21 protein-coding genes are annotated in these 18,061 nt (G+C 59.1%); all 21 read left to right on the forward strand.

The features are described from left to right. The first annotated feature begins 131 nt into the window (after positions 1–131). Positions 132–575: a phage terminase large subunit gene (terL, locus tag AAIR21_RS02035; protein WP_434679771.1), complete on the forward strand. Its 444-nt coding sequence runs from the start codon at positions 132–134 to the stop codon at positions 573–575. Further along, positions 576–2,135 carry a DUF935 domain-containing protein gene (locus tag AAIR21_RS02040; protein ID WP_434679773.1) on the forward strand — a complete coding sequence of 520 codons (1,560 nt, stop codon included), beginning with the start codon at positions 576–578 and terminating at the stop codon, positions 2,133–2,135. Then, on the forward strand, positions 2,128–3,384 hold the full coding sequence (locus tag AAIR21_RS02045) for a phage head morphogenesis protein (protein ID WP_434679775.1): 1,257 nt from the start codon (positions 2,128–2,130) through the stop codon (positions 3,382–3,384). Before AAIR21_RS02040 ends, AAIR21_RS02045 begins: the two co-directional genes overlap by 8 nt. Then, positions 3,381–3,863, forward strand: a complete 483-nt coding sequence (locus AAIR21_RS02050; RefSeq protein ID WP_373225864.1) for a phage virion morphogenesis protein — start codon at positions 3,381–3,383, stop codon at positions 3,861–3,863. The genes AAIR21_RS02045 and AAIR21_RS02050 overlap by 4 nt, the downstream gene beginning before the upstream one ends. 247 nt (positions 3,864–4,110) lie before the next feature. Continuing rightward, entirely contained in the window at positions 4,111–5,223 is a 1,113-nt protein-coding gene (locus tag AAIR21_RS02055; RefSeq protein ID WP_434679778.1) for a phage protease, read from the forward strand. Then, positions 5,210–5,623 carry a hypothetical protein gene (locus AAIR21_RS02060; RefSeq protein ID WP_434679780.1) on the forward strand — a complete coding sequence of 138 codons (414 nt, stop codon included), beginning with the start codon at positions 5,210–5,212 and terminating at the stop codon, positions 5,621–5,623. The genes AAIR21_RS02055 and AAIR21_RS02060 overlap by 14 nt, the downstream gene beginning before the upstream one ends. A gap of 12 nt (positions 5,624–5,635) precedes the next feature. Further along, a complete protein-coding gene (locus AAIR21_RS02065; protein WP_434679782.1) occupies positions 5,636–6,559 on the forward strand; it encodes a Mu-like prophage major head subunit gpT family protein in 924 nt (307 codons plus the stop codon). Continuing rightward, positions 6,559–6,999, forward strand: a complete 441-nt coding sequence (locus AAIR21_RS02070) for a gp436 family protein (RefSeq protein ID WP_434679785.1) — start codon at positions 6,559–6,561, stop codon at positions 6,997–6,999. Before AAIR21_RS02065 ends, AAIR21_RS02070 begins: the two co-directional genes overlap by 1 nt. After that, on the forward strand, positions 6,999–7,649 hold the full coding sequence (locus tag AAIR21_RS02075; RefSeq protein WP_434679787.1) for a phage protein Gp37: 651 nt from the start codon (positions 6,999–7,001) through the stop codon (positions 7,647–7,649). The genes AAIR21_RS02070 and AAIR21_RS02075 overlap by 1 nt, the downstream gene beginning before the upstream one ends. Continuing rightward, positions 7,642–7,881, forward strand: coding sequence for a DUF2635 domain-containing protein (locus AAIR21_RS02080; protein WP_434679790.1), 240 nt, complete (start codon positions 7,642–7,644; stop codon positions 7,879–7,881). The genes AAIR21_RS02075 and AAIR21_RS02080 overlap by 8 nt, the downstream gene beginning before the upstream one ends. Then, a complete protein-coding gene (locus AAIR21_RS02085; RefSeq protein ID WP_434679791.1) occupies positions 7,878–9,302 on the forward strand; it encodes a phage tail sheath C-terminal domain-containing protein in 1,425 nt (474 codons plus the stop codon). Before AAIR21_RS02080 ends, AAIR21_RS02085 begins: the two co-directional genes overlap by 4 nt. 11 nt (positions 9,303–9,313) lie before the next feature. Beyond that, on the forward strand, positions 9,314–9,691 hold the full coding sequence (locus AAIR21_RS02090; protein ID WP_434679793.1) for a phage tail protein: 378 nt from the start codon (positions 9,314–9,316) through the stop codon (positions 9,689–9,691). After that, positions 9,691–10,068 (forward strand): phage tail assembly protein, encoded by a 378-nt coding sequence (locus AAIR21_RS02095; protein ID WP_434679795.1) that lies wholly within the window; start codon positions 9,691–9,693, stop codon positions 10,066–10,068. The genes AAIR21_RS02090 and AAIR21_RS02095 overlap by 1 nt, the downstream gene beginning before the upstream one ends. A 152-nt stretch (positions 10,069–10,220) precedes the next feature. Continuing rightward, complete coding sequence (locus AAIR21_RS02100) at positions 10,221–12,305, forward strand: phage tail tape measure protein (protein ID WP_434679797.1); 2,085 nt, start codon at positions 10,221–10,223, stop codon at positions 12,303–12,305. After that, positions 12,302–13,639, forward strand: coding sequence for a DNA circularization protein (locus AAIR21_RS02105; protein WP_434679799.1), 1,338 nt, complete (start codon positions 12,302–12,304; stop codon positions 13,637–13,639). The genes AAIR21_RS02100 and AAIR21_RS02105 overlap by 4 nt, the downstream gene beginning before the upstream one ends. Beyond that, entirely contained in the window at positions 13,623–14,735 is a 1,113-nt protein-coding gene (locus tag AAIR21_RS02110; RefSeq protein ID WP_434679801.1) for a phage baseplate assembly protein, read from the forward strand. Before AAIR21_RS02105 ends, AAIR21_RS02110 begins: the two co-directional genes overlap by 17 nt. Continuing rightward, a complete protein-coding gene (locus tag AAIR21_RS02115) occupies positions 14,735–15,397 on the forward strand; it encodes a phage baseplate assembly protein V (protein WP_434679803.1) in 663 nt (220 codons plus the stop codon). Before AAIR21_RS02110 ends, AAIR21_RS02115 begins: the two co-directional genes overlap by 1 nt. A gap of 59 nt (positions 15,398–15,456) precedes the next feature. Continuing rightward, entirely contained in the window at positions 15,457–15,804 is a 348-nt protein-coding gene (locus tag AAIR21_RS02120) for a phage GP46 family protein (RefSeq protein WP_240874369.1), read from the forward strand. 2 nt (positions 15,805–15,806) lie between these two features. After that, the gene (locus tag AAIR21_RS02125; protein ID WP_434679805.1) at positions 15,807–16,889 is read left to right on the forward strand and encodes a baseplate J/gp47 family protein; all 1,083 of its coding nucleotides are present in this window, start codon (positions 15,807–15,809) and stop codon (positions 16,887–16,889) included. A 1-nt stretch (position 16,890) separates the two neighbouring features. After that, positions 16,891–17,475, forward strand: a complete 585-nt coding sequence (locus tag AAIR21_RS02130; RefSeq protein ID WP_434679807.1) for a YmfQ family protein — start codon at positions 16,891–16,893, stop codon at positions 17,473–17,475. A 2-nt stretch (positions 17,476–17,477) separates the two neighbouring features. Then, the coding region (locus tag AAIR21_RS02135; RefSeq protein WP_434679809.1) for a phage tail protein at positions 17,478–18,061 on the forward strand (584 nt) is incomplete at its 3' end.

Consider the following 18,061-nt stretch of genomic DNA (forward strand, 5'->3'; position numbering starts at 1 on the left):
CAGCGCCATGCGGGAGTTAGGTTTTGTGAAGAGTTCACCGCGCTACGTTGGTTTTTTGGTCACAATGCTGCTTTGGCCTGTGGGCGTCATGATGCTGCCTGACTATATTCGTGCTGTTAAGTCTGAGGGAGGTGAGTGGTAAGCCGAAGAAAATCATCACCGATGTGATCGCACTGCAGCGTGAGTTTGGCTGTATTGCCTGGGCGTTTGAGTCGGTGCAGTTCCAGGACTTCCTGCGTGAAACGCTGATAGAAGAATCCCTGAAAGCAGGCATCCCCGTTCCGGCCCGTTCGGTTATTCCCACCACCGACAAGCACGGGCGCATTGAGTCCCTGCAGCCGTTTATGGAAAACGAGCGCATTCTCATCAGCCACCTGTTGTCCACCCTGCGTGAACAGCTGATGCATTTCCCGATGGCTGACCATGATGACGGACCGGATGCACTGCAGATGCTGTTTGCCATCGCGTCCAGCAGTGTGGGGCGTTTTGAGTTTATCCCTGTGAGTGCGGTGACTGGCAATGATGACGACGATGATGACGATGACTCCGCCGGATTTGGCGAGGGGGGATGGTAAATGGACATAAAAGGTGTATTTAAACGGTATTTCAGCCGCATTAAAACAGAACCGATGCAGAGTGACGAAGATCCATATCTGTACCGGGAATTCCCTGAGCACCCGTCAACCGGCCTGGATATCCAGCGTATCTATACGCTGTTTCAGGCAGCGGAACAGGGTGATGTCCAGGCACAGAGCGATCTGTTTACGGACATGGAAGAGCGTGACGGTCATCTGTTCGCTGAGATGTCCAAGCGCAAACGGGCGTTACTGACGCTGCCGTTCAGTGTTAAAGCCCCGCCGGATGCGACGGAGGCTGAAAAGAAAATTGCGGCTGAGGCGGACTGGTGGCTGCACCAGTTGCCGGGGCGTCGTGAAATGCTGATGGATATGCTGGATGCCATCGGGCACGGCTTTTCCTGTACCGAAATTGAATGGGGTCAGAAAGGCGATCTGACGCTGCCGGTGAAGTTTCACAAGCGGGCGGCGCGGATGTTCACCATGCCGCAGGATGATCTTGACCAGATAAACCTGCGTCGTGGCGGTGCCGACGGCGAGCCGTTGTGGGATTTGGGCTGGCTGGTTCACCGGCACAAATCAAAATCTGGCCCTGTTGCACAGAGTGGTCTGTTCCGCGTACTGGTCTGGACCTACCTGTTCAAGAACCTGTCCGCCCGCGACTGGGCGCAGTTCCTGAATCTCTATGGTCTGCCGTTCCGTATCGGCAAATACGATACCTCGATGGGCGATAAAGAACGGTCCAGGCTGTTACGCGGTATCCGGCAGCTGGCCCGCGAAGGTGGCGGGATCATCCCGAAAGATGCCGATATCCAGCTGATAGCCCCGTCGGCAAACCAGAGCGCACCGTTCTTCGCGATGGTGGACTGGTGTGAGAAGGTACAGTCAAAAGTCATTCTCGGCGGTACGCTGACCAGCCAGGCGGACGGCAAATCCTCCACCAACGCTCTCGGCAATATTCACAATGAGGTGCGCCATGATCTGCTGACCGGGGATGCCGAGATGGTGGCGGAAACCCTGACGCAACAACTGCTGTGGCCTGTTCTGGCGCTGAATGGACGGTTTGATCCTGCACGTGCGCCACAGCTGGAGTTTGACACCCGTGAATCCACTGACCTGAACACACTGATGGATGTCGTCCTTAAGGCGCAGAATGCGGGCTATGATATCACCGCGCAGTGGCTGTCCGACAAGAGCGGTATTCCGCTGCCGCAGCAGGGCCAGACGATACTGAAGCCCGTCAGCCGTCAGTTACCGGGGGAAGCGGCGCTGTCGCAGGTCATGCAGGCCCGGCTTGCCGCCCTGTCGCTGCCCGCGCCCTCTACGGACGAGGTGCAGGCACAGCTTGATGCGGCACCGCAGCTGCTGGCTGCGCAGGCCAGCGCTGCCGCCGAAACCATGCTGCGCCCACTGATTGACAGCATCAGGTCTGCGCAGTCACCGGACGAGGTGTATGCGCTGCTGGCAGCGAGTTATCCGACGCTGAACGATGCGTCGCTTCGCGAACTGGTCGGGCAGGCTGTATTTGCCGCTGACGTGCTGGGGCAGCATTATGCCTGATGTCAATGCAGGCTTTGCCCTGACCCTGCCACCGACAAAGGCCATCAGCTATTTCCAGTCAAAGGGCATAACGCCCTCAATGGGCTGGAAAGCGCTGGAAGATGAGGCGCACGCGGTACAGTTTACGGTTGCCGGGATCACGAAGCTGGATGTGCTCAATGATATCCATCAGGGACTGAGCAACGCGCTGGCGAACGGCTCCACCCTGCGTCAGTTTCAGGATGAGGTCGAGCCGCTGTTGCAGCGTAAGGGTTGGCTGGGGCGCGGACTGGTTGCCGATGAAGACGGCGTGCTACAGGGCAAACAGCTGATGCCGTACCGGCTGGAGACGATTTTCAGAACCAATATTCAGTCAGCCTATGCGGCGGGGCGCTGGCAGCAGCAGATGCGGGGTGTCGCTGAGCGCCCGTACCTTGAGTACAACGCGGTCATGGACAACCGGACGCGTCCGCTGCACGCTTCTCTCAACGGACGCGTGTTCCGCTGGGATGATCCCATCTGGCAGACCATCTACCCGCCGAACGGGTATAACTGCCGCTGCTGGGTGCGGGCGCTGACGAAAGCCCAGCTTGATAAACATCCTGTGGGACTGGAAAGCAGCGCCGGTAGGCTGGTCACCGTGCAGCAGCCTTACGGTACGGATGGCGAAATGCGCCCCGTGACGGCGTACCGTGATCCAAAGACGGGACAGCTGCTGGTGCCGGATGCGGGTTTTCATCTCAATCCGGGGCACGGTTATCTGGCGGGTCTCGGTCAGTCGCTGCTGGAGAAAAGTGCCACGGCGGCACCGGAGCTGGCGGCGGTGGCCGTGCAGGAAACCCTCGGCAATAACCGGCTGGCCACCACGATGAACCGGGATGTGCATGAGTGGACGCAGCGCCTGACGCCTGCATCCTCCGGTGATTTCCGTCGCGTGGGGGCGCTTTCCCCGCGCGTGCTGTCCCGGCTGCACACCGGTGGCGTGCTGCCGTCGCCGGTGATCACCCTGACGGCGGATGACTGCCTGGCAAACCAGGAGGAAGGTACGTCGTTGTGGCCGCGTCTTGTCTCTGCATTTTACCGCCCGGTGGCGGTGTTTCTGCAGGATAACGTGCTCAATATGGTGACCGGTGATAACGGGGCATACCAGACCGTCACCCTGAACGCCGTGAAAACCGGCTTTCAGGCAGCCCGTATTCGCGCATGGTCACCGGCACAGGCGTCGGGGAGTCTCCTGCTTGATGGCCAGTTCCCGGAGGTGTCAGAGTGATTGATATCGAGCTGACGGTTCCGCCAGACCTTGAACGCCTGCTGGAAGAGCTGGAGCGGCGCGTGAAAAACCGCGCCCCGCTGATGGAAAAAATCGCCGGGATCATGATGAACGCGGTGGATGAAAACTTTATCCACGGCGGGCGTCCGGCATGGGAGCCGCTGAAATACCGTGATGGTAAGCCTCTGCAGATGTCAGGCCGGTTGCACGGCTCCATCCACCCGTGGAATGATAACGACAGCGCTGTTGTCGGCACCAACGTGGTCTATGCGGCTATCCAGAACTTTGGCGGTAAGACCCGTGCGCATGAAATCCGTCCCCGGCATAAAAAAGCGCTGGCCTTTGGCGGACGGTTTGCCCGTAAGGTTAACCACCCCGGCTCTGATATTCCGGCCAGACCCTTTCTGGTGCTGACGGAGGCGGATTACGAAGAGATCCGCCAGGCGATTCTGGAGTATATCGCCGGAAACGGTGAATGACGCCACAGACGCGCTGTAAGCGTCTGTGAAAGCGCAGCGGTAACATCATACTGCCAAAACCCCGTTAAACGATTCTGGCGCGATTTAAACGGGTTTTAAATCGGGTTGTCAGCGCGTATGCTGATGACGTTTCGTTATTTTGCTCTTCCTCCCTGTTCGTTCCTGCTTCACTCCCGTAACTGTTTCCCCCTTTTCTGACGCCGTATCCTGCCCCCAGCGTTACGGCTCAGAAAGGATGATTTACCCCATGTGGAAACTTGCGACCGCCTCGATTGCCGGTATCAACAAGGACAACACGGCCCGCATTCAGTTGTTTCCTGCTGGCTGGTTCGGTGCGCCTGATGGCAGCGGTCAACGCTGGTATATGGACGCCGCGCTGGCACAAAACCTGATAGACGCCGCAAACCGCCGCATCAACCACTACGAATTCGACTACGAACACCAGTCCCTGAATGCGCCGAAGGCCAATGGCCCGGTGCCTGCCTCCGGCTGGTTCAAGTCGCTGACATGGGTGGAAGGTGAAGGTCTCTTTGCGGATGTGAAATGGACCGCCCGTGCCGCATCGCTTATCCAGGCAGATGAGTACCGCTACGTTTCCCCGACGTTTCGTTATGACAAAAACGGTCACGTCCGGGAGCTGGTGAACGCCGCCCTGACCAATACGCCGGTGCTCGACGGTATGCGTCAGGTGGCGGCGTCCATGATGTTTTATGACAACGGAGAAACACCGATGAACGAAAACCTTCGCCTCGCGCTGTGCGCCATTCTTGGGCTGGGTAATGAGGCAGACGAGGCCGCCATTCAGACCGCCGTCGTCACACTGCAGAACGGCGAGCTGAAAGCGGCGAAATGTTCTTCTGTCGGCGCGCTGATGGCGTCGTATAAAACGCAATTGCAGCAGAAAGACCAGACCATTCAGGACGGGCAGAGCCAGATTGCGGCACTGTCGACAGCCGCTCCTGGCGGCAAGCCGGACCCGACAAAATATGTCCCGGTGGCCGTGGTCGACGATCTGCGAGCTGAACTTGCCTCCCTGTCCTCTCAGGTACAGGGCGACAAGGTCGACACGCTGTTGACCGCCGCACTCAGCGATGGCCGTGTGATGAAGGGCGCGGATGAGGACAACCTGCGCGAGCTGGGTAAAAGCGACGTTGCGCTGATGGAAAAGATGATCGGTGCCCGTAAGCCGATTCGGGCGCTGTCCCGAATGCAGACACAGGGCATGACCCTGGATGATAAAGGTAAGCCGGTGCCGGATGCTGATGCACTGGCGGTCTGCGGACAGTTCGCTGACTTCGGTATGGATGAAAAGGCATTTAATGAAGCCTGGGCGAAGGAGATGAACAATGGCACTGACTGATGCGCAAAAAACCGACGTCGATGCACCGTACATTGACGGTGAATTAATCCCGGTTCCCGCCGCTGCAGGTGAGCTTATCCCGGCAGGCACCATCGTGTGTATCAATGCCGACGGTCTGGCTGTAGGTGGTCAGCTTGCACCGGATTTGGTTTATGCCGGACGTGCCGAAGAGCGTGCTGACAACACCGGTGGCGGGGATGGTGACATTCCTGTTCTGGTCCGCCGCCATAAAGCTTTTCGCTGGGCGAACGATGGCACGGTGACTCAGGCGGCGCTGGGTAAACGCATTTTTATCCTGGATAACCGCACGCTGACTGACGCCGCCGGGATTGATAAAACCACGCATTCCCCGTCCGGCGTTGTGGTGATGCTGGGTAGCGATGGCGTGTGGATTGAGTAAAAGGAAAACCCCATGATTTTAAACAAAAACAACCTGACCGCGCTGTTTGTGGCGTTGAAAACCACCTTCAGCAACGCGTTTGACGCGGCTCCCTCTCAGTGGGATCAGGTCGCCACGCTGGTGCCGTCCACCACCCGAACCAATGATTATGCCTGGCTTGACCGCTTCCCCCGCCTGAAAAAGTGGGTGGGCGATAAGGTCGTCAAGGCACTGACGCAGCACAGCTATACCCTGACCAACGACTCTTACGAGGCCACGGTTGAAGTCGACCGCGACGACATCGAAGACGATCAGATTGGGATTTACGCCCCGCAGGCACAGGACGCCGGGTTCAGCGCAAAACAGTGGCCGGATGAACTGGTTTTTGAAGCGCTTAACGAGGCTTTTAAGGCGAAATGCTATGACGGTAAGCCGTTTATCTCTGACAAGCACCTTAACGGCAAGGACAAAGACGGTAAGGACGTGGTGGTCAGTAATCTTGGCTCAGCGAAGCTGTCCGCTGCGTCTGTCGCCGATGCGCAAAAATCCTACGGTGCGGCCCGCACCGCGCTGCGCAGCATGAAGGATGTGGAAGGTCGACCGCTCAACGTGCAGCCGGTGCTGCTGGTTGTTCCTCCGGCGCTGGAAGACACCGCCAATGCCCTGATGACCGCCGAACGTCTGGATGATGGTAAGGCCAACATCTACAAGGGCACCGCGAAAGTGCTGGTCGTTCCGTGGCTCACCAGCGATACCGCGTGGTTCCTGATGGACACCACCCGTGCCATCAAGCCGCTGATTTTCCAGCAGCGTAAAAAGCCGATTTTTGTGTCCCAGCAGGACATGAATAACCCGGACGTGTTTAACCGTAAGAAACTGAAGTTTGGTGCGGAAGCGCGCGGTGCTGCCGGATACGGACTGTGGCAGATGATTTACGGCTCAACGGGGACTGCATAATGGTTTACGCGACGCCGGAGGATTACATCTCGTTTTTCACGGTGCGTGATGCCGCGACGGTCACGGCTCCCCGTGGCCGTGCTGACCCGGATGAAGCACGCATTGAGCGTCACCTGCAGTCAGCCAGTCGCCGTATGGATTCGTATATCGGTGCCCGGTACGTCCTGCCACTGACAGATGTGCCGGAGGCGTTGCGGGACTATTGCTGTGACATTGCCCGTTTTCTGATGACCGGGACAGAGCACCGCTGCACAGAAGAAATCCGCATTCGCTACGATGATGCCATCAGCTGGCTTAAGCGGGTTGCTGACGGAAAAGTCAGCATCGGCACCAGTGCGCAGAGTGGCGAGACGATTGCGGACTCTTCACCGGATGTTGAGTTTTACAGCGATGGTCAGGACCTGTGGAGCCGCAAACGCACGGGCGGAGGATGTTACTGATGATAACCCTGATTGAAGATGCGCTCTGTTTACGCCTGCGTGAAGGGCTGGGGCTGATGGTTACGGACGTGGTGAGCTGGGATGTGATGACCGACGATCTGGCCATCATCCTCGGACGCCTGCCCGGTGCCTTCGTCACCTTTACCGGCATCACCTCAAGCGTGGCGCACGACACCCGTCGCACCCGCTATAAAGTGTCCGGCAGGTTTGGCGTTTACGTGGCGGATTACAACCTGCGTGAGAATGAAGCCATCCGGCACGGTGGCGTCAGGCTGGATGAGCCGGGATGTTACCGGATGGTGCACGCGGTTCGCCGCCTGCTGTCCGGGCAGGATTTGGGGCTGGATATTGGCTGTCTGCAACCGGCAACGGTCCGGCCTGTGACCAACCGGGTTTTCAGCGAACAGGCGGTGGCCATGTATGAGTGTCTTTTTGATACCACCTGGTATGAAGACACCCTGCCAAACCGAAGCTGGCCGGAGCCACCCGACAGTGAAGACCTGCCGGATATGGATTTTGTCCGCTGGCAGGGGCGGCTGGAGACGCCTGTTCCGCCGCACAACTCAACGCACGGTGCATTCTCCGTTAACGGGGAAGTGGTCGCACAGGACATCGTAGACAACCAGAAGAAGGAGGAATCTGATGATTAAGGTTGTGGCTCGCGCCGGGCTGAAAGTGCCGATGGAACACAGCGCCAGGCGCTATATCACCGACAAGCCTGTGGACGTGGATGAATGTTCCACCTATTACCAGCGCCGCTTGCGTGATGGTGACCTGTGCCCCGTGAACGATGAGGCGGTGGCTGTCGCGCCGGTTGAAACGCCGTTACAGGATGCCCGTGCGCAAACTGTGGCCACTGATAAAAAACGAGGTCATTCATGACAGATATTATCCCTGCCTCCACGCGCGTTCCCGGCACCTATGTGGGGTATGACTTCTCGCGTGCCGGACGCGCCCTGGCCTCCGGCGAAGAATATGTGGTGATTCTGGCGCAGCGTCTTGCGACAGGCCAGATTGCTGCCCTGACGCCGACCGACGTCTTCAGCGCAGAAGAAGCTGCGGATTACTTTGGCCGTGGCTCGCAGGCACACCGGATGGTGGCAAAGGCGATTGATGCCAACGCCAACCTGAAGCTGGCGGTCTGTGCGCTGGATGATGACGGGGCCGCCGTAGCAGCAACCGGTGGCGTGGCGCTTGCCGGGACCGCCAGCGGCAGCGGGCAGGTTCGCCTTCAGGTGGCAGGCGTGACCGTCGCCGTTGCCGTCAGTACCGGCGATCAAGCCGCCGACCTGATGACAGCGCTGGTACAGGCCGTGGCCAGTAAGCCGGATTTACCCCTGACTGCAGCGGCGGGCAGCGTGACCGTGCAGGGTGCGCCCGCGAACGGTGTGGTACTGACCGCGCGCAATAAAGGTGCCTGCGGTAACGAAGCTGGCCTGACGCTTACCGTCACAGCGACAGGCTTAACCGGCACGTTGATCGCGATCAGCGGTGGTCAGGGCGATCCTGAACTGGCCCCGGCGTTGTCAGCGATTTTCAGCGCCGGTCATACCGTGGTGGTCACGCCGTACTCGACGGATGATGCGCTAAGCGCGCTGGCCACGCACCTTGATAAGGTCTCCGGGCCGACGGAACAGCGCGGTGCTGTGGGCATTGCCGGATGGCGTGGCACACTTGCGACGGGCACCACCCTGACAGGCAAACTCAACGCCTCCCGCATCTCAACGGGCTGGCATAACGCCTCGGTGCTGTCTAACGGCGAGCTGGCCGCCGTCTACGGGGCGGTTCTGGCCAGTGAAGATGATCCGTCAGAACCCATCGACAATATCGTGTTGCCGGGGCTGGATATCCCGCCGCAGGCCACCTGGCCGATGCGTACCGAAGAAGAGAACGCGCTGCACAACGGCCTCACCCCGTACAGGGTGGCAGGCGACAGCGTGCAACTGGTCCGCGCCATCAGTACCTACATCAAAAACAGTGAAGGCATTGAGGATGCCACCCTGCTTGATCTGACGACCATCCGCACGCTGGATTATGTGCGCATCGCCTGGCGTACCCGTATGTCACAGCGTTTTCCGAACGGCGGCAAGCTGACGGACCGTCGCCTGCTGCAGATCAAGTCCGAGACGCTGGATGTGCTCTACGCCCTCGAAGGGCTGGAGATGGTGGAAAACATCGATGCGTATAAAGATCAGGTCATCGTCGTGCGCAATGCCCGTGACGATACCCGTGCGGATGCGTCAATCCCGGCCCCGGTTGTGCGCGGGCTGCACATCCTGACCGGCACTATTTACCTGTATTAAGGAGTCAGCTGATGTCTGATGTATACGTCGGGCCAATTGTCCTTGAGGTCAACGGCACAGAAATCGAAGTCACCCGCGTCAACCCGACGGTGGATACGGGGCGCAAGCTGGTCAAGACCATGAACTCAACGGGTCGTGCCCGTGGTCATGTGAACGGCATCGCCACCTATAACCTGACGGTGGAAGCGGTTAAGCCGAAAGGCAGGACCATCATCTGGGAAAACATCACCGACGGCAAGCTGTCGCTGTACCCCGAGGATGACCGCAGCAGTGACAAGACCATTACCTATCAGAACTTTACCGTCCAGACGGTGAGCGACGAGTACAACGTGGATAACGAAGCGCGCGTAACCGTCACCGGCTTTGCCCTTAACCGAATTGAGGAATAATGATGACCGAAACAATGAAAGCCTCCGGCACCCTGGCGCTCGGCGTGGAATATAACGGCGAGATGCACCGTGATTTTGTGCTGCGCCTGCCGACCGTGGGTGATGAGATTGACGCCTCTGATGCCGACGTGCCGGACAGCGGCTTCGGCGTGGCTCTGATGGCGGCCTGCCTTGAAAAACTCGGCACCATCCCAAAGGAGAACCTGACGTATGACCTGCTGCGTGGGCTGCTCAGTGAAGACTATGAGCAACTCCGTGTGGTGCGGGACGAGCTGAAAAAAAAGCTGAAACCAGAGAGCGGCGCTGGCGGGACATCCGACACGCCTGCGTCAGGCTCCGGCGATACGGCTACAGCGACGAAGACGTCCGGGGGCTGACCAAACCAGAACTTGCCGGGGTGCTTGATGCCGTGCTGCGCATCGAGCACCCCAAAGCCTGGATGAAACAACAGCGCGGTGAGAGCCGCACCTATATCAGCCGTCGCCGTAAAGGTCCGCGACAGCGAAAACCACCCCGCAGGAAATAACGCATGGCCGGTCCGTTTAACACGCAATTCAGCGTCAGCCTGAAGGATGACTTCACCGAGCGCTACCGCCAGATTCAGGAAGCGGTGAAGCGCGCCCAGCAGGCGCGTGAACAGCTGGGTATCCGTTCTGAAGGCGTTATCCGCAGGGAAATTCGCGAGACGCAGGAAGCGTATCAGGAGATGGCACGCAGTGGTGTGGTGTCAGCCTCTGAGTTGTCGCGGGCTTACGCGCAAGTGACAGATCAGGTCGGGAAGCTGAATCGCGAACTGGGTGAAACGGGACGCACACAAAGCAGGCTAGTCAGCGGTCTGAAAACCGGCTTTCGTGTGGCGGGAGGGATTGGTGCAGGTATCATCGGGGCTGGTATGGTGCTGCGCCGCCCCGTCAGCGAGCAGATGGATTACGACAGCGAGCTGCGCCGCACGGCAAACTTCATGTACCGTGATCAGGGCGTTGAGGGACGTCTTGGCGGGGTCAAAACCATTGACGAGAATGTCCGGGCTGCGACCCGCTATGGCGGCGGCACCCCGGAAGAGGCCCTCACAGCGTCTGAGATGATGGCGCGCTCAAAAATGAACCGCCAGCAGGTGTTCGACGCACTGCCGGAAGTCATGAAGGTCCACTCCGCCACCGGGGCAGACGCGGAAGATGTCGCCTCCCTGATGACGTCCACCTATAACTTCGGCCTGTCCGGTAAGGATGCGCAGGCCGCGCTGGATGCGGCGACCACTGCTGCACAGAACGGACGCGCCGATGTGCCGATTCTGGCGCGCGAAGTGCCACGTGGTCTGGAAAGCGCAAAGTCAGCCGGTTTGTCCGGTAAACACGGTTTTGCACAGACGCTGGCACTGTTTGAAGTGGCGGCATCGGTTGCCGGTGATGCGACAGAGGGGGCCACGAACGCCAACGACCTGCTGGCAGAACTCTCGTCCAACAACCTGAAGCACAATGCGAAACGGGTAAAAATACGCGGCAAAAAAGTCGATTTTCAGGCGATGGCCATCAAGGACATCTCTAAAGGTCTGACGCCGCTCGATACCCTGTCAAATCTGGTGGACAAATATGACCAGTACGATCCGGCAGGGATTGCGTTGCGCAAAAAGCTGTCGCACGCCACGTCGGACACCGAACGCCAGCGCTATCAGGATGCGCTGGCAAAACTGCACGGCGATCACATTTCTGCGTTTCTCACCAACCAGCAGTCGCGCAACGCCTTTTACGGCTATGAACGCAACAAGGATATGTTCAACCACGTCACCGGTGATGTGGAGGCGCAGTTTAACTTGCCTGAGGGGCAGCGCTCCACGGACGTTGACTATGGTGTGGTGAAGGACAGTAACAGCTTCAAGGTCGCTCAGGCGAAAAACGAAGAGCGCTATGCGACCAATGATGCCATGAAGGGAACCGCCAACATGCTGGGCGACCTGGCGGAAAAAGGCTCGCATCTGGCTGAAGAATTTCCAAAGCTTGCCGAAGCCGCCGCCGGGGCGACGGTTGCCATTAAAGCGATGGCCGCAGCCGCCATCCTGCGCGAGGGGGCTGGACTGCTGACCGGGGGCGGTGGTGGTGGTCTTCTCGGCAAGGTACTGCGCAAAGGCGGTACTGTGGCCGGTGAGGTGGCGGAAACCGCAGGTGAAGTCGCAGAAACCAAACCCGGCTGGCTGACCCGGCTCGGTGGTTTTCTGCTGTCCGGCGGTAAAAAAGTGGTGTCGGGCGGGAAGAATCTGGTCACCAACGGCGTGCTGGAAGACGGCCTGCTGGAAAATCCGGTAGCGCTGGCCGTTGCCGGAATGTTCGTCCCGTCCGATACGGTCAGCGGCAGTAATGAAAGCCGCGAACTCAGCCGCCTGAAAGCGCGTAACCGCAACGAGAACTCACAGGGCAATATTCTGCCGTCCTCAGCGGAAGCCCTGAACATGCTGCAGAACTGGCCGGGGCACAATGCGCCGGTCGGTGGGGCGTCGCGGTCACCGCAGCCGACACAACCGGCTCCCAACGTGAACGTCGTGGTACGTCTTGACAGCCACGATATTGCAGCCGCCATTCAGGTGCTGATTGACACCAACAACCGCAGGCATGGCACATGAGCGATATGATAACCCAACTGTCTTCCCTGCTGGGGATTGACACCCTGTTACCCGCTTCGTTCCGGGGCGTTAACTTCGAATGTCTTTACACCCGCGACACGCTGGCCCGTGATACGGTCATGTACGCACCGCCCTGGCAGGATGGGGCGATAACCGAGGACCAGGGGTTGAAGGCGGTGAATTTCCGTCTGACCGCATTTCTCTTCGGCAGCGACTGGAAGCAGCAGTTAAAGGCGCTTTTAACCACGTTTAAAACGGCGGGCGTCGGCGAGCTTGTCCACCCCGTTTATGGCCCCATCCCGAACGCGCAGTTTCTTGAAGCCGGTGTTGAAAAACACGTTGAACCGCTGGATGCGGTCACGGTGGAGCTGGTCTTTATTGAGTCCGGCACCGAACAGGCGCTGTTTGCTGCAGCGTCCGCTGATGAGGCTGCACAGAGCATTTCACTGACCGGCAATGACCTGCTTGATGAAGCGGCCTCCGACTTTGCCAGCGCCCTGCAGGCGATGAAAGAGCTGAAAAACGGGCTTGAGCAAATCAATAACGTGGTGGCCGAGGCGGAATACGTGCTGCAGACTGTCGAAGGTGAGGTGCAGGGAACCGTGTCGGCGTTCAGCAATCTCCTGGATACACCGGCGTCCTTTGTAAGCGATCTTAAGGGGATACTGGACACGTTCAGTGACAGTCTCACGCTGACCGGTTCCGGCATCAGTGCCTCGTGGCTTTCCCTGACGCGTCTGACCACACAGGTACTGAATACCCCAAAAGACTATGCGAGCACGCTGGATGTGACGGTCGTAAGCCATCCGTTTTCCCTGCCGCTCAGCCAGACTATCGGTGTCACCGATGACGATACAGCGCTGGTCACCCGTACTGCACAGCTGGTCACAGTGACCGAGCTTGCGGAAGTGGCCAGCACCATTCTGCAGAATGAAAGCGACGCCCCGTCACAGACCCGGACGCAGACCGAACGCGTGGCTAACGACACCCGACAGGCCATTGAGGATGCGATCGTCACTCAGCGTGCGGTGATGCAGGACAATATCAGAGCCGCCTCTGAGCAGAACGTCACGGCAGATACCCGCACCACGGCGGCCATCATCCGCAATCTGCAGGCGCTTGCTTACACCCTGCAGATGCAGGGTGCCGCGCTCATTCAGCGCCAGCCACTGCTGGTCACCCGTGAAGTGGTACGCCACTGCACGCTGTCCATGCTGGCGTTTGAATGGTATGGCGATGCCGGTCGCGCCAGCGAGCTGCTGCGCCTCAATCCCGGTATCCGTAACCCTAATAACCTGCTGCCCGGAGATACCCTGTATGCCTGCGCACGATGACCTTACCCCCGACGAGCGACTGACCCTGTCAGTGGGCGGCGTGGCCCACCACGACTGGGAGCGGTTCTCTGTTGACTCTTCCTTTCTTATCCCCGCCGATGCCTGGCAGCTGGACGTGGGTGTCAGCCACAGCCGCTTACCGCCTGAAGTGGTGTCCGGGGCGCGCGTCATTCTCTCCGCCAGCGGCGAGACGGTCATGACCGGGCTTATCGACGATATCAGCGAAGTGGTGACCCGCAGCCAGCATTTGCTGACGCTCTCCGGGCGGGATAATGCCGCCGCACTGGTGGACTGCTCGGCTCCGGTCTTCACAGAGTCAGAGCTGACGCTTGATGAGGTGATGCGCAAGGTGGTTGCCCCGTTTGGCATCACGAAGACGGCCATTCATGCCGATAAGTCCGTGGCCCCGAAAAAATTCACCATTAACCCCGGCGAAACCGCATGGGATGCGCTGATGAAAGTGGCGGAAGTCAACGGCTTATGGCCGTGGGTAGCCCCTGACGGCACGCTTATCATCGGTGGCCCGGATTACAGCACACCACCGGTCGCCACGCTGACGATGACCCGTGACCGTGGCGGCAATATTCTGGCGCTCACCCATCAGACCAGTATTGCCGGTCGGTATTCGCAGGTTACGGTGCTGGCGCAGGGGCATGGCACCCGGCACCATGACGGGGTGCATGACCGCAAAGGCACGGCCACCGATACCGGCTTTACGCTGTATCGTCCGTTCATTCGCTCCATGCCGGATACCGATACGGACGATGAAGCCACCGCACGAGCACGTAAGATTTTGTCAGATTCGCGCCTGAAGGCGCTGACGCTGACGGTCACCGTGCGCGGGCTGCGCACGCCTGATGGCGTGCTGTGGGCACCGGGTCAGCGCGTGGCGGTCAAAAGTGAAATCCACGGTATCGACGGCATCTTTTTTATGATGTCGCGCACCCTGCGGGGCGGGCGCGGTGTTCCGCAAACCACCGTGATGGTGCTGAAAGAAGACGGTATCTGGATACCTGACGCCTACCCTCGCCGTCGCCACAAGCGCAAAGGGAAACAGGCTGAAGGAACGTGGACTGACTGGAGGGACATCAAATAATGGACGTGGTGAGCATTATCAACCGGCGTATAGGGCAGGCGCTGGCGGCGATCCGCCTGCCGTTTCGGGCGGTACTGACCCGCATCACGTCCGACGGCGGTGTGATGACCGCACAGCTTGACGGGCTGGAGTCGGAGTCACTGCAGGCGCTGGAGGTGTTTCAGCAGTACGGCCTGACCTCCGTGCCGCCTGCAGGAACGATGGCCGTGGTGATACCCGTCGGCGGGAATTCAAGCCACGGCATTGTGGTGGCGACGGAGAACAGCGCATACCGCCTGCAGGCGCTGGAAGACGGCGAGGTGGCCATTTACACCAGCGAAGGGGCCACCATCGTGCTGAAGAACGGCAAAATCATTGAATCCCACTGCGATGAGTTCCGCCAGTACTGTAAAAAATATATCGTCAATGCGACCGACAGCGTGGAATTTTACACGCCGCAGGTGACCGCCTCTCAGAACGCCACCGTGAATGGACTCCTGACCGGCTCAGGAGGGATGAGTATATCCGGCGACAACGGCTCTGGCGTGGCAGCAAGCTTCGCGGGTGATATCAGCCATACCACAGGAACCATCACGTCCATCAGCATCAAAATCAACGGCGTTGAGGTCGGTTCGCACCGGCACCAGACGCCGGACGGTATGTCCGACGGCCCGCAGAACTGACGCCTCCCGCTTCACTCCCGTAACACGCAGGGCTTTCGCGCGCGCGATACCCTGCGGCAATGGAAACACGACTCGATCCTTCAACCGGCGATTACACCGACACCCGGACCACTGGTCTGGAAAATGCCGTGTATGTCCGCCTGACAACACCGCTCGGCAGCTGGCTCTATAACCCGTTGCTGGGTTCCCGTCTGCATGAGTTGCCGCGCAAGGACACCGAAGAAGTCCGGGCGCTGGCTGAGTCATACGCGTGGCAGGCGCTGCAGCCGCTGGTCAGCGACGGGCGTGCGACCTCCGTCACCGTCTCTGCCACCCGACGTCGTGCGGGCTGGATTGATATGTCGATAGTGGTCGAGCGCCCGGACGGCGGGCTTGTCACCTATGAACATCCGGTGAAGGTGGTGTAACGATGCCTCTGATTATTCCTTCTCAGGAACAGTTGCTTGACCAGTATCTTGAGGTACTGAAAAACCAGCAACCTGATGCTGACACGGCTGACGACAGTGACCACGTCATCCGCGGCAACGCCACGTCGGACATGGTCGGCGGTCTGTACCAGTATATGGCGTGGGTGCTTCGCCAGATGTTCCCGGACACCGCCGACGACGATTATCTGTTGATACACGCCGCCCAGCGCGGACTTTACCCCAAACAGCCGACACCGGCAGGCGGTAGCGCCACCCTTTCCGGGACGCCCGGACTGGCCTTTTCTGCGGGTCTGACGTTTCGCGTCATGGGGAATGACACGCTCTACCAGACCACCGATGACGGAGCGCTGGACGGTGACGGCAAGGCTACCGTGGGTGCGCGCGCCACCTCGTCCGGCACCGCCGGGAATATCGCGGACGCTTCGTCTGTCAGCGCGGTGCTGACCTCACCGCCCTCCGGTATGGACAGCGCGGTGCAGCTTGTGAGTATGTCCGGGGGGACGGATAAGGAAACGCCAGCCGCGCTGCTGGATCGTCTGCTGGACGTCATGCGCCAGCCCCCGGCGGGCGGTAACGCCCACGATTATAAGGTATGGGCAATGTCTGTCGACGGCGTTGGGGGGGCGTGGGTTGACCCGCTGCGACGCGGTCTCGGCACGGTTGACGTGCTGATAACCGGCACGGACGGTCCGCCGTCACCCGATACCGTCAGTGCGGTGCAGGCGTATATCGACAGCGTCCGCCCGGTCACCGCAAAAGACTGCCATGTGCTGGCTCCTGCTGATCGCAGCGTCGACCTCAGTATTGCCGTGGATTTCAGCAGCGACACCACGCTTGATGCCGTCACGGCAGATGTGAAAACCGCCGTCGGTCTCTACTTTGATTCTCTGCTGCCGGGACAGATTGCTGTTCTGAGCCAGCTGGGCGCGCTGATTTCTGAAGTACCCGGACTCACGGACTATAAAATCCTTGTTCCTGCCGCCAACGTCGTGCCCGAGGTGGATGCCACCACGGTGGAATGGTTGCGTGCAGGGGCAGTCAACGTCAGCAAAATGGCGGCATAAGATGACCACAGACGAGTACCTGAACATGCTGGCGCTTCTGCTTCCTCCGGTCAGCTATAACCCGAACGGCAGGAATATGCGGGCCGAACTGATGGCGGAAGCGACGTTGCTCAGTCGGGCTGACCGGGCTGGCAGCAACATGCTGACCGCCATCAACCTGGCCTCCTGCGTGGATTTTCTGGCGGACTGGGAGCGTGTTTACGCGCTGACGCCGTCACCGGGCGACACGCTCCAGCAGCGCCGCCAGCGCATTCTGGCCAAGATGTCAGAAACGGGCGGCCTGAGCCGGGCGTACTTCATTCAGCTGGCGAAAGCGCTGGGGTACGGTATCACTATCACCGAGCCTGAACCCTTCCGCTGTGGGCGTAACCGCTGCGGCGACCGGCTGTGGACGCCGGACATTATCTGGGTGTGGATAGTAAAAATTGAATCGGGCGAAAAAATACCGGTGTACCGCTTTCGCTGTGGCGCATCGGCGACCGGCGAGCGCCTGACGTCATTCGGTCGCAATTACCTTGAGGGGATATTTCAGGAATTAAAACCGGCCCACACGCAAGTGGTATTTGATTATTCAGAGAGTGAGTAAAGATGAAAAATATTATTAATCCCGTAGATACCGATGACGGTTTATTTCATGACGGCAACCCGGCTACTGAAACTGAAGGGACGATTGTTTACGCCCGTATCATGAATGATATTCAGGGTGCGACAATTGATCTCCAGACAGAGATGCAAAGCGTCCTGACGGACGCCGGACTGGTGCCAGACCCGGCAAAAGAGAATCAGTTATTAACGGCTATTCAGAAAATTTTATCGGACGGCATTACCAGCGGTATTAAGGATGGCACTACTGCACAGAAAGGTATCGTGCAACTCAGCAGCGCAACAGACAGCGACAGTGAAACAATGGCGGCAACGCCAAAAGCTGTAAAATCCGTAAAAGCCATTGCTGATGCCGCACTCCCTGCGACAGGTAACGCGGCGAGCGCATCGAAATTACAGACTGCACGCACGATCGGCGGCGTATCGTTTGACGGCACGGCGAACATCAATCTGCCTGGGGTGAATACAGCAGGTAATCAGAGCACATCAGGTAATGCGGCAACGGCGACAAAACTACAGACTGCACGCACGATCGGCGGCGTATCGTTTGACGGCACGGCGAACATCAA

This window comes from Enterobacter sp. PTB (assembly GCF_051130085.1).
Taxonomy (GTDB): Bacteria; Pseudomonadota; Gammaproteobacteria; order Enterobacterales; family Enterobacteriaceae; genus Enterobacter; species Enterobacter ludwigii.

Bases quoted from the DNA above. Each gene is read 5' to 3' on its own strand.
- AAIR21_RS02040 (WP_434679773.1), top strand. From the start codon at position 576: ATGGACATAAAAGGTGTATTTAAACGGTATTTCAGCCGCATTAAAACA.
- AAIR21_RS02045 (WP_434679775.1), top strand. From the start codon at position 2,128: ATGCCTGATGTCAATGCAGGCTTTGCCCTGACCCTGCCACCGACAAAG.
- AAIR21_RS02055 (WP_434679778.1), top strand. From the start codon at position 4,111: ATGTGGAAACTTGCGACCGCCTCGATTGCCGGTATCAACAAGGACAAC.
- AAIR21_RS02060 (WP_434679780.1), top strand. From the start codon at position 5,210: ATGGCACTGACTGATGCGCAAAAAACCGACGTCGATGCACCGTACATT.
- AAIR21_RS02065 (WP_434679782.1), top strand. From the start codon at position 5,636: ATGATTTTAAACAAAAACAACCTGACCGCGCTGTTTGTGGCGTTGAAA.
- AAIR21_RS02070 (WP_434679785.1), top strand. From the start codon at position 6,559: ATGGTTTACGCGACGCCGGAGGATTACATCTCGTTTTTCACGGTGCGT.
- AAIR21_RS02075 (WP_434679787.1), top strand. From the start codon at position 6,999: ATGATAACCCTGATTGAAGATGCGCTCTGTTTACGCCTGCGTGAAGGG.
- AAIR21_RS02080 (WP_434679790.1), top strand. From the start codon at position 7,642: ATGATTAAGGTTGTGGCTCGCGCCGGGCTGAAAGTGCCGATGGAACAC.
- AAIR21_RS02085 (WP_434679791.1), top strand. From the start codon at position 7,878: ATGACAGATATTATCCCTGCCTCCACGCGCGTTCCCGGCACCTATGTG.
- AAIR21_RS02090 (WP_434679793.1), top strand. From the start codon at position 9,314: ATGTCTGATGTATACGTCGGGCCAATTGTCCTTGAGGTCAACGGCACA.
- AAIR21_RS02095 (WP_434679795.1), top strand. From the start codon at position 9,691: ATGATGACCGAAACAATGAAAGCCTCCGGCACCCTGGCGCTCGGCGTG.
- AAIR21_RS02100 (WP_434679797.1), top strand. From the start codon at position 10,221: ATGGCCGGTCCGTTTAACACGCAATTCAGCGTCAGCCTGAAGGATGAC.
- AAIR21_RS02105 (WP_434679799.1), top strand. From the start codon at position 12,302: ATGAGCGATATGATAACCCAACTGTCTTCCCTGCTGGGGATTGACACC.
- AAIR21_RS02110 (WP_434679801.1), top strand. From the start codon at position 13,623: ATGCCTGCGCACGATGACCTTACCCCCGACGAGCGACTGACCCTGTCA.
- AAIR21_RS02115 (WP_434679803.1), top strand. From the start codon at position 14,735: ATGGACGTGGTGAGCATTATCAACCGGCGTATAGGGCAGGCGCTGGCG.
- AAIR21_RS02120 (WP_240874369.1), top strand. From the start codon at position 15,457: ATGGAAACACGACTCGATCCTTCAACCGGCGATTACACCGACACCCGG.
- AAIR21_RS02125 (WP_434679805.1), top strand. From the start codon at position 15,807: ATGCCTCTGATTATTCCTTCTCAGGAACAGTTGCTTGACCAGTATCTT.
- AAIR21_RS02130 (WP_434679807.1), top strand. From the start codon at position 16,891: ATGACCACAGACGAGTACCTGAACATGCTGGCGCTTCTGCTTCCTCCG.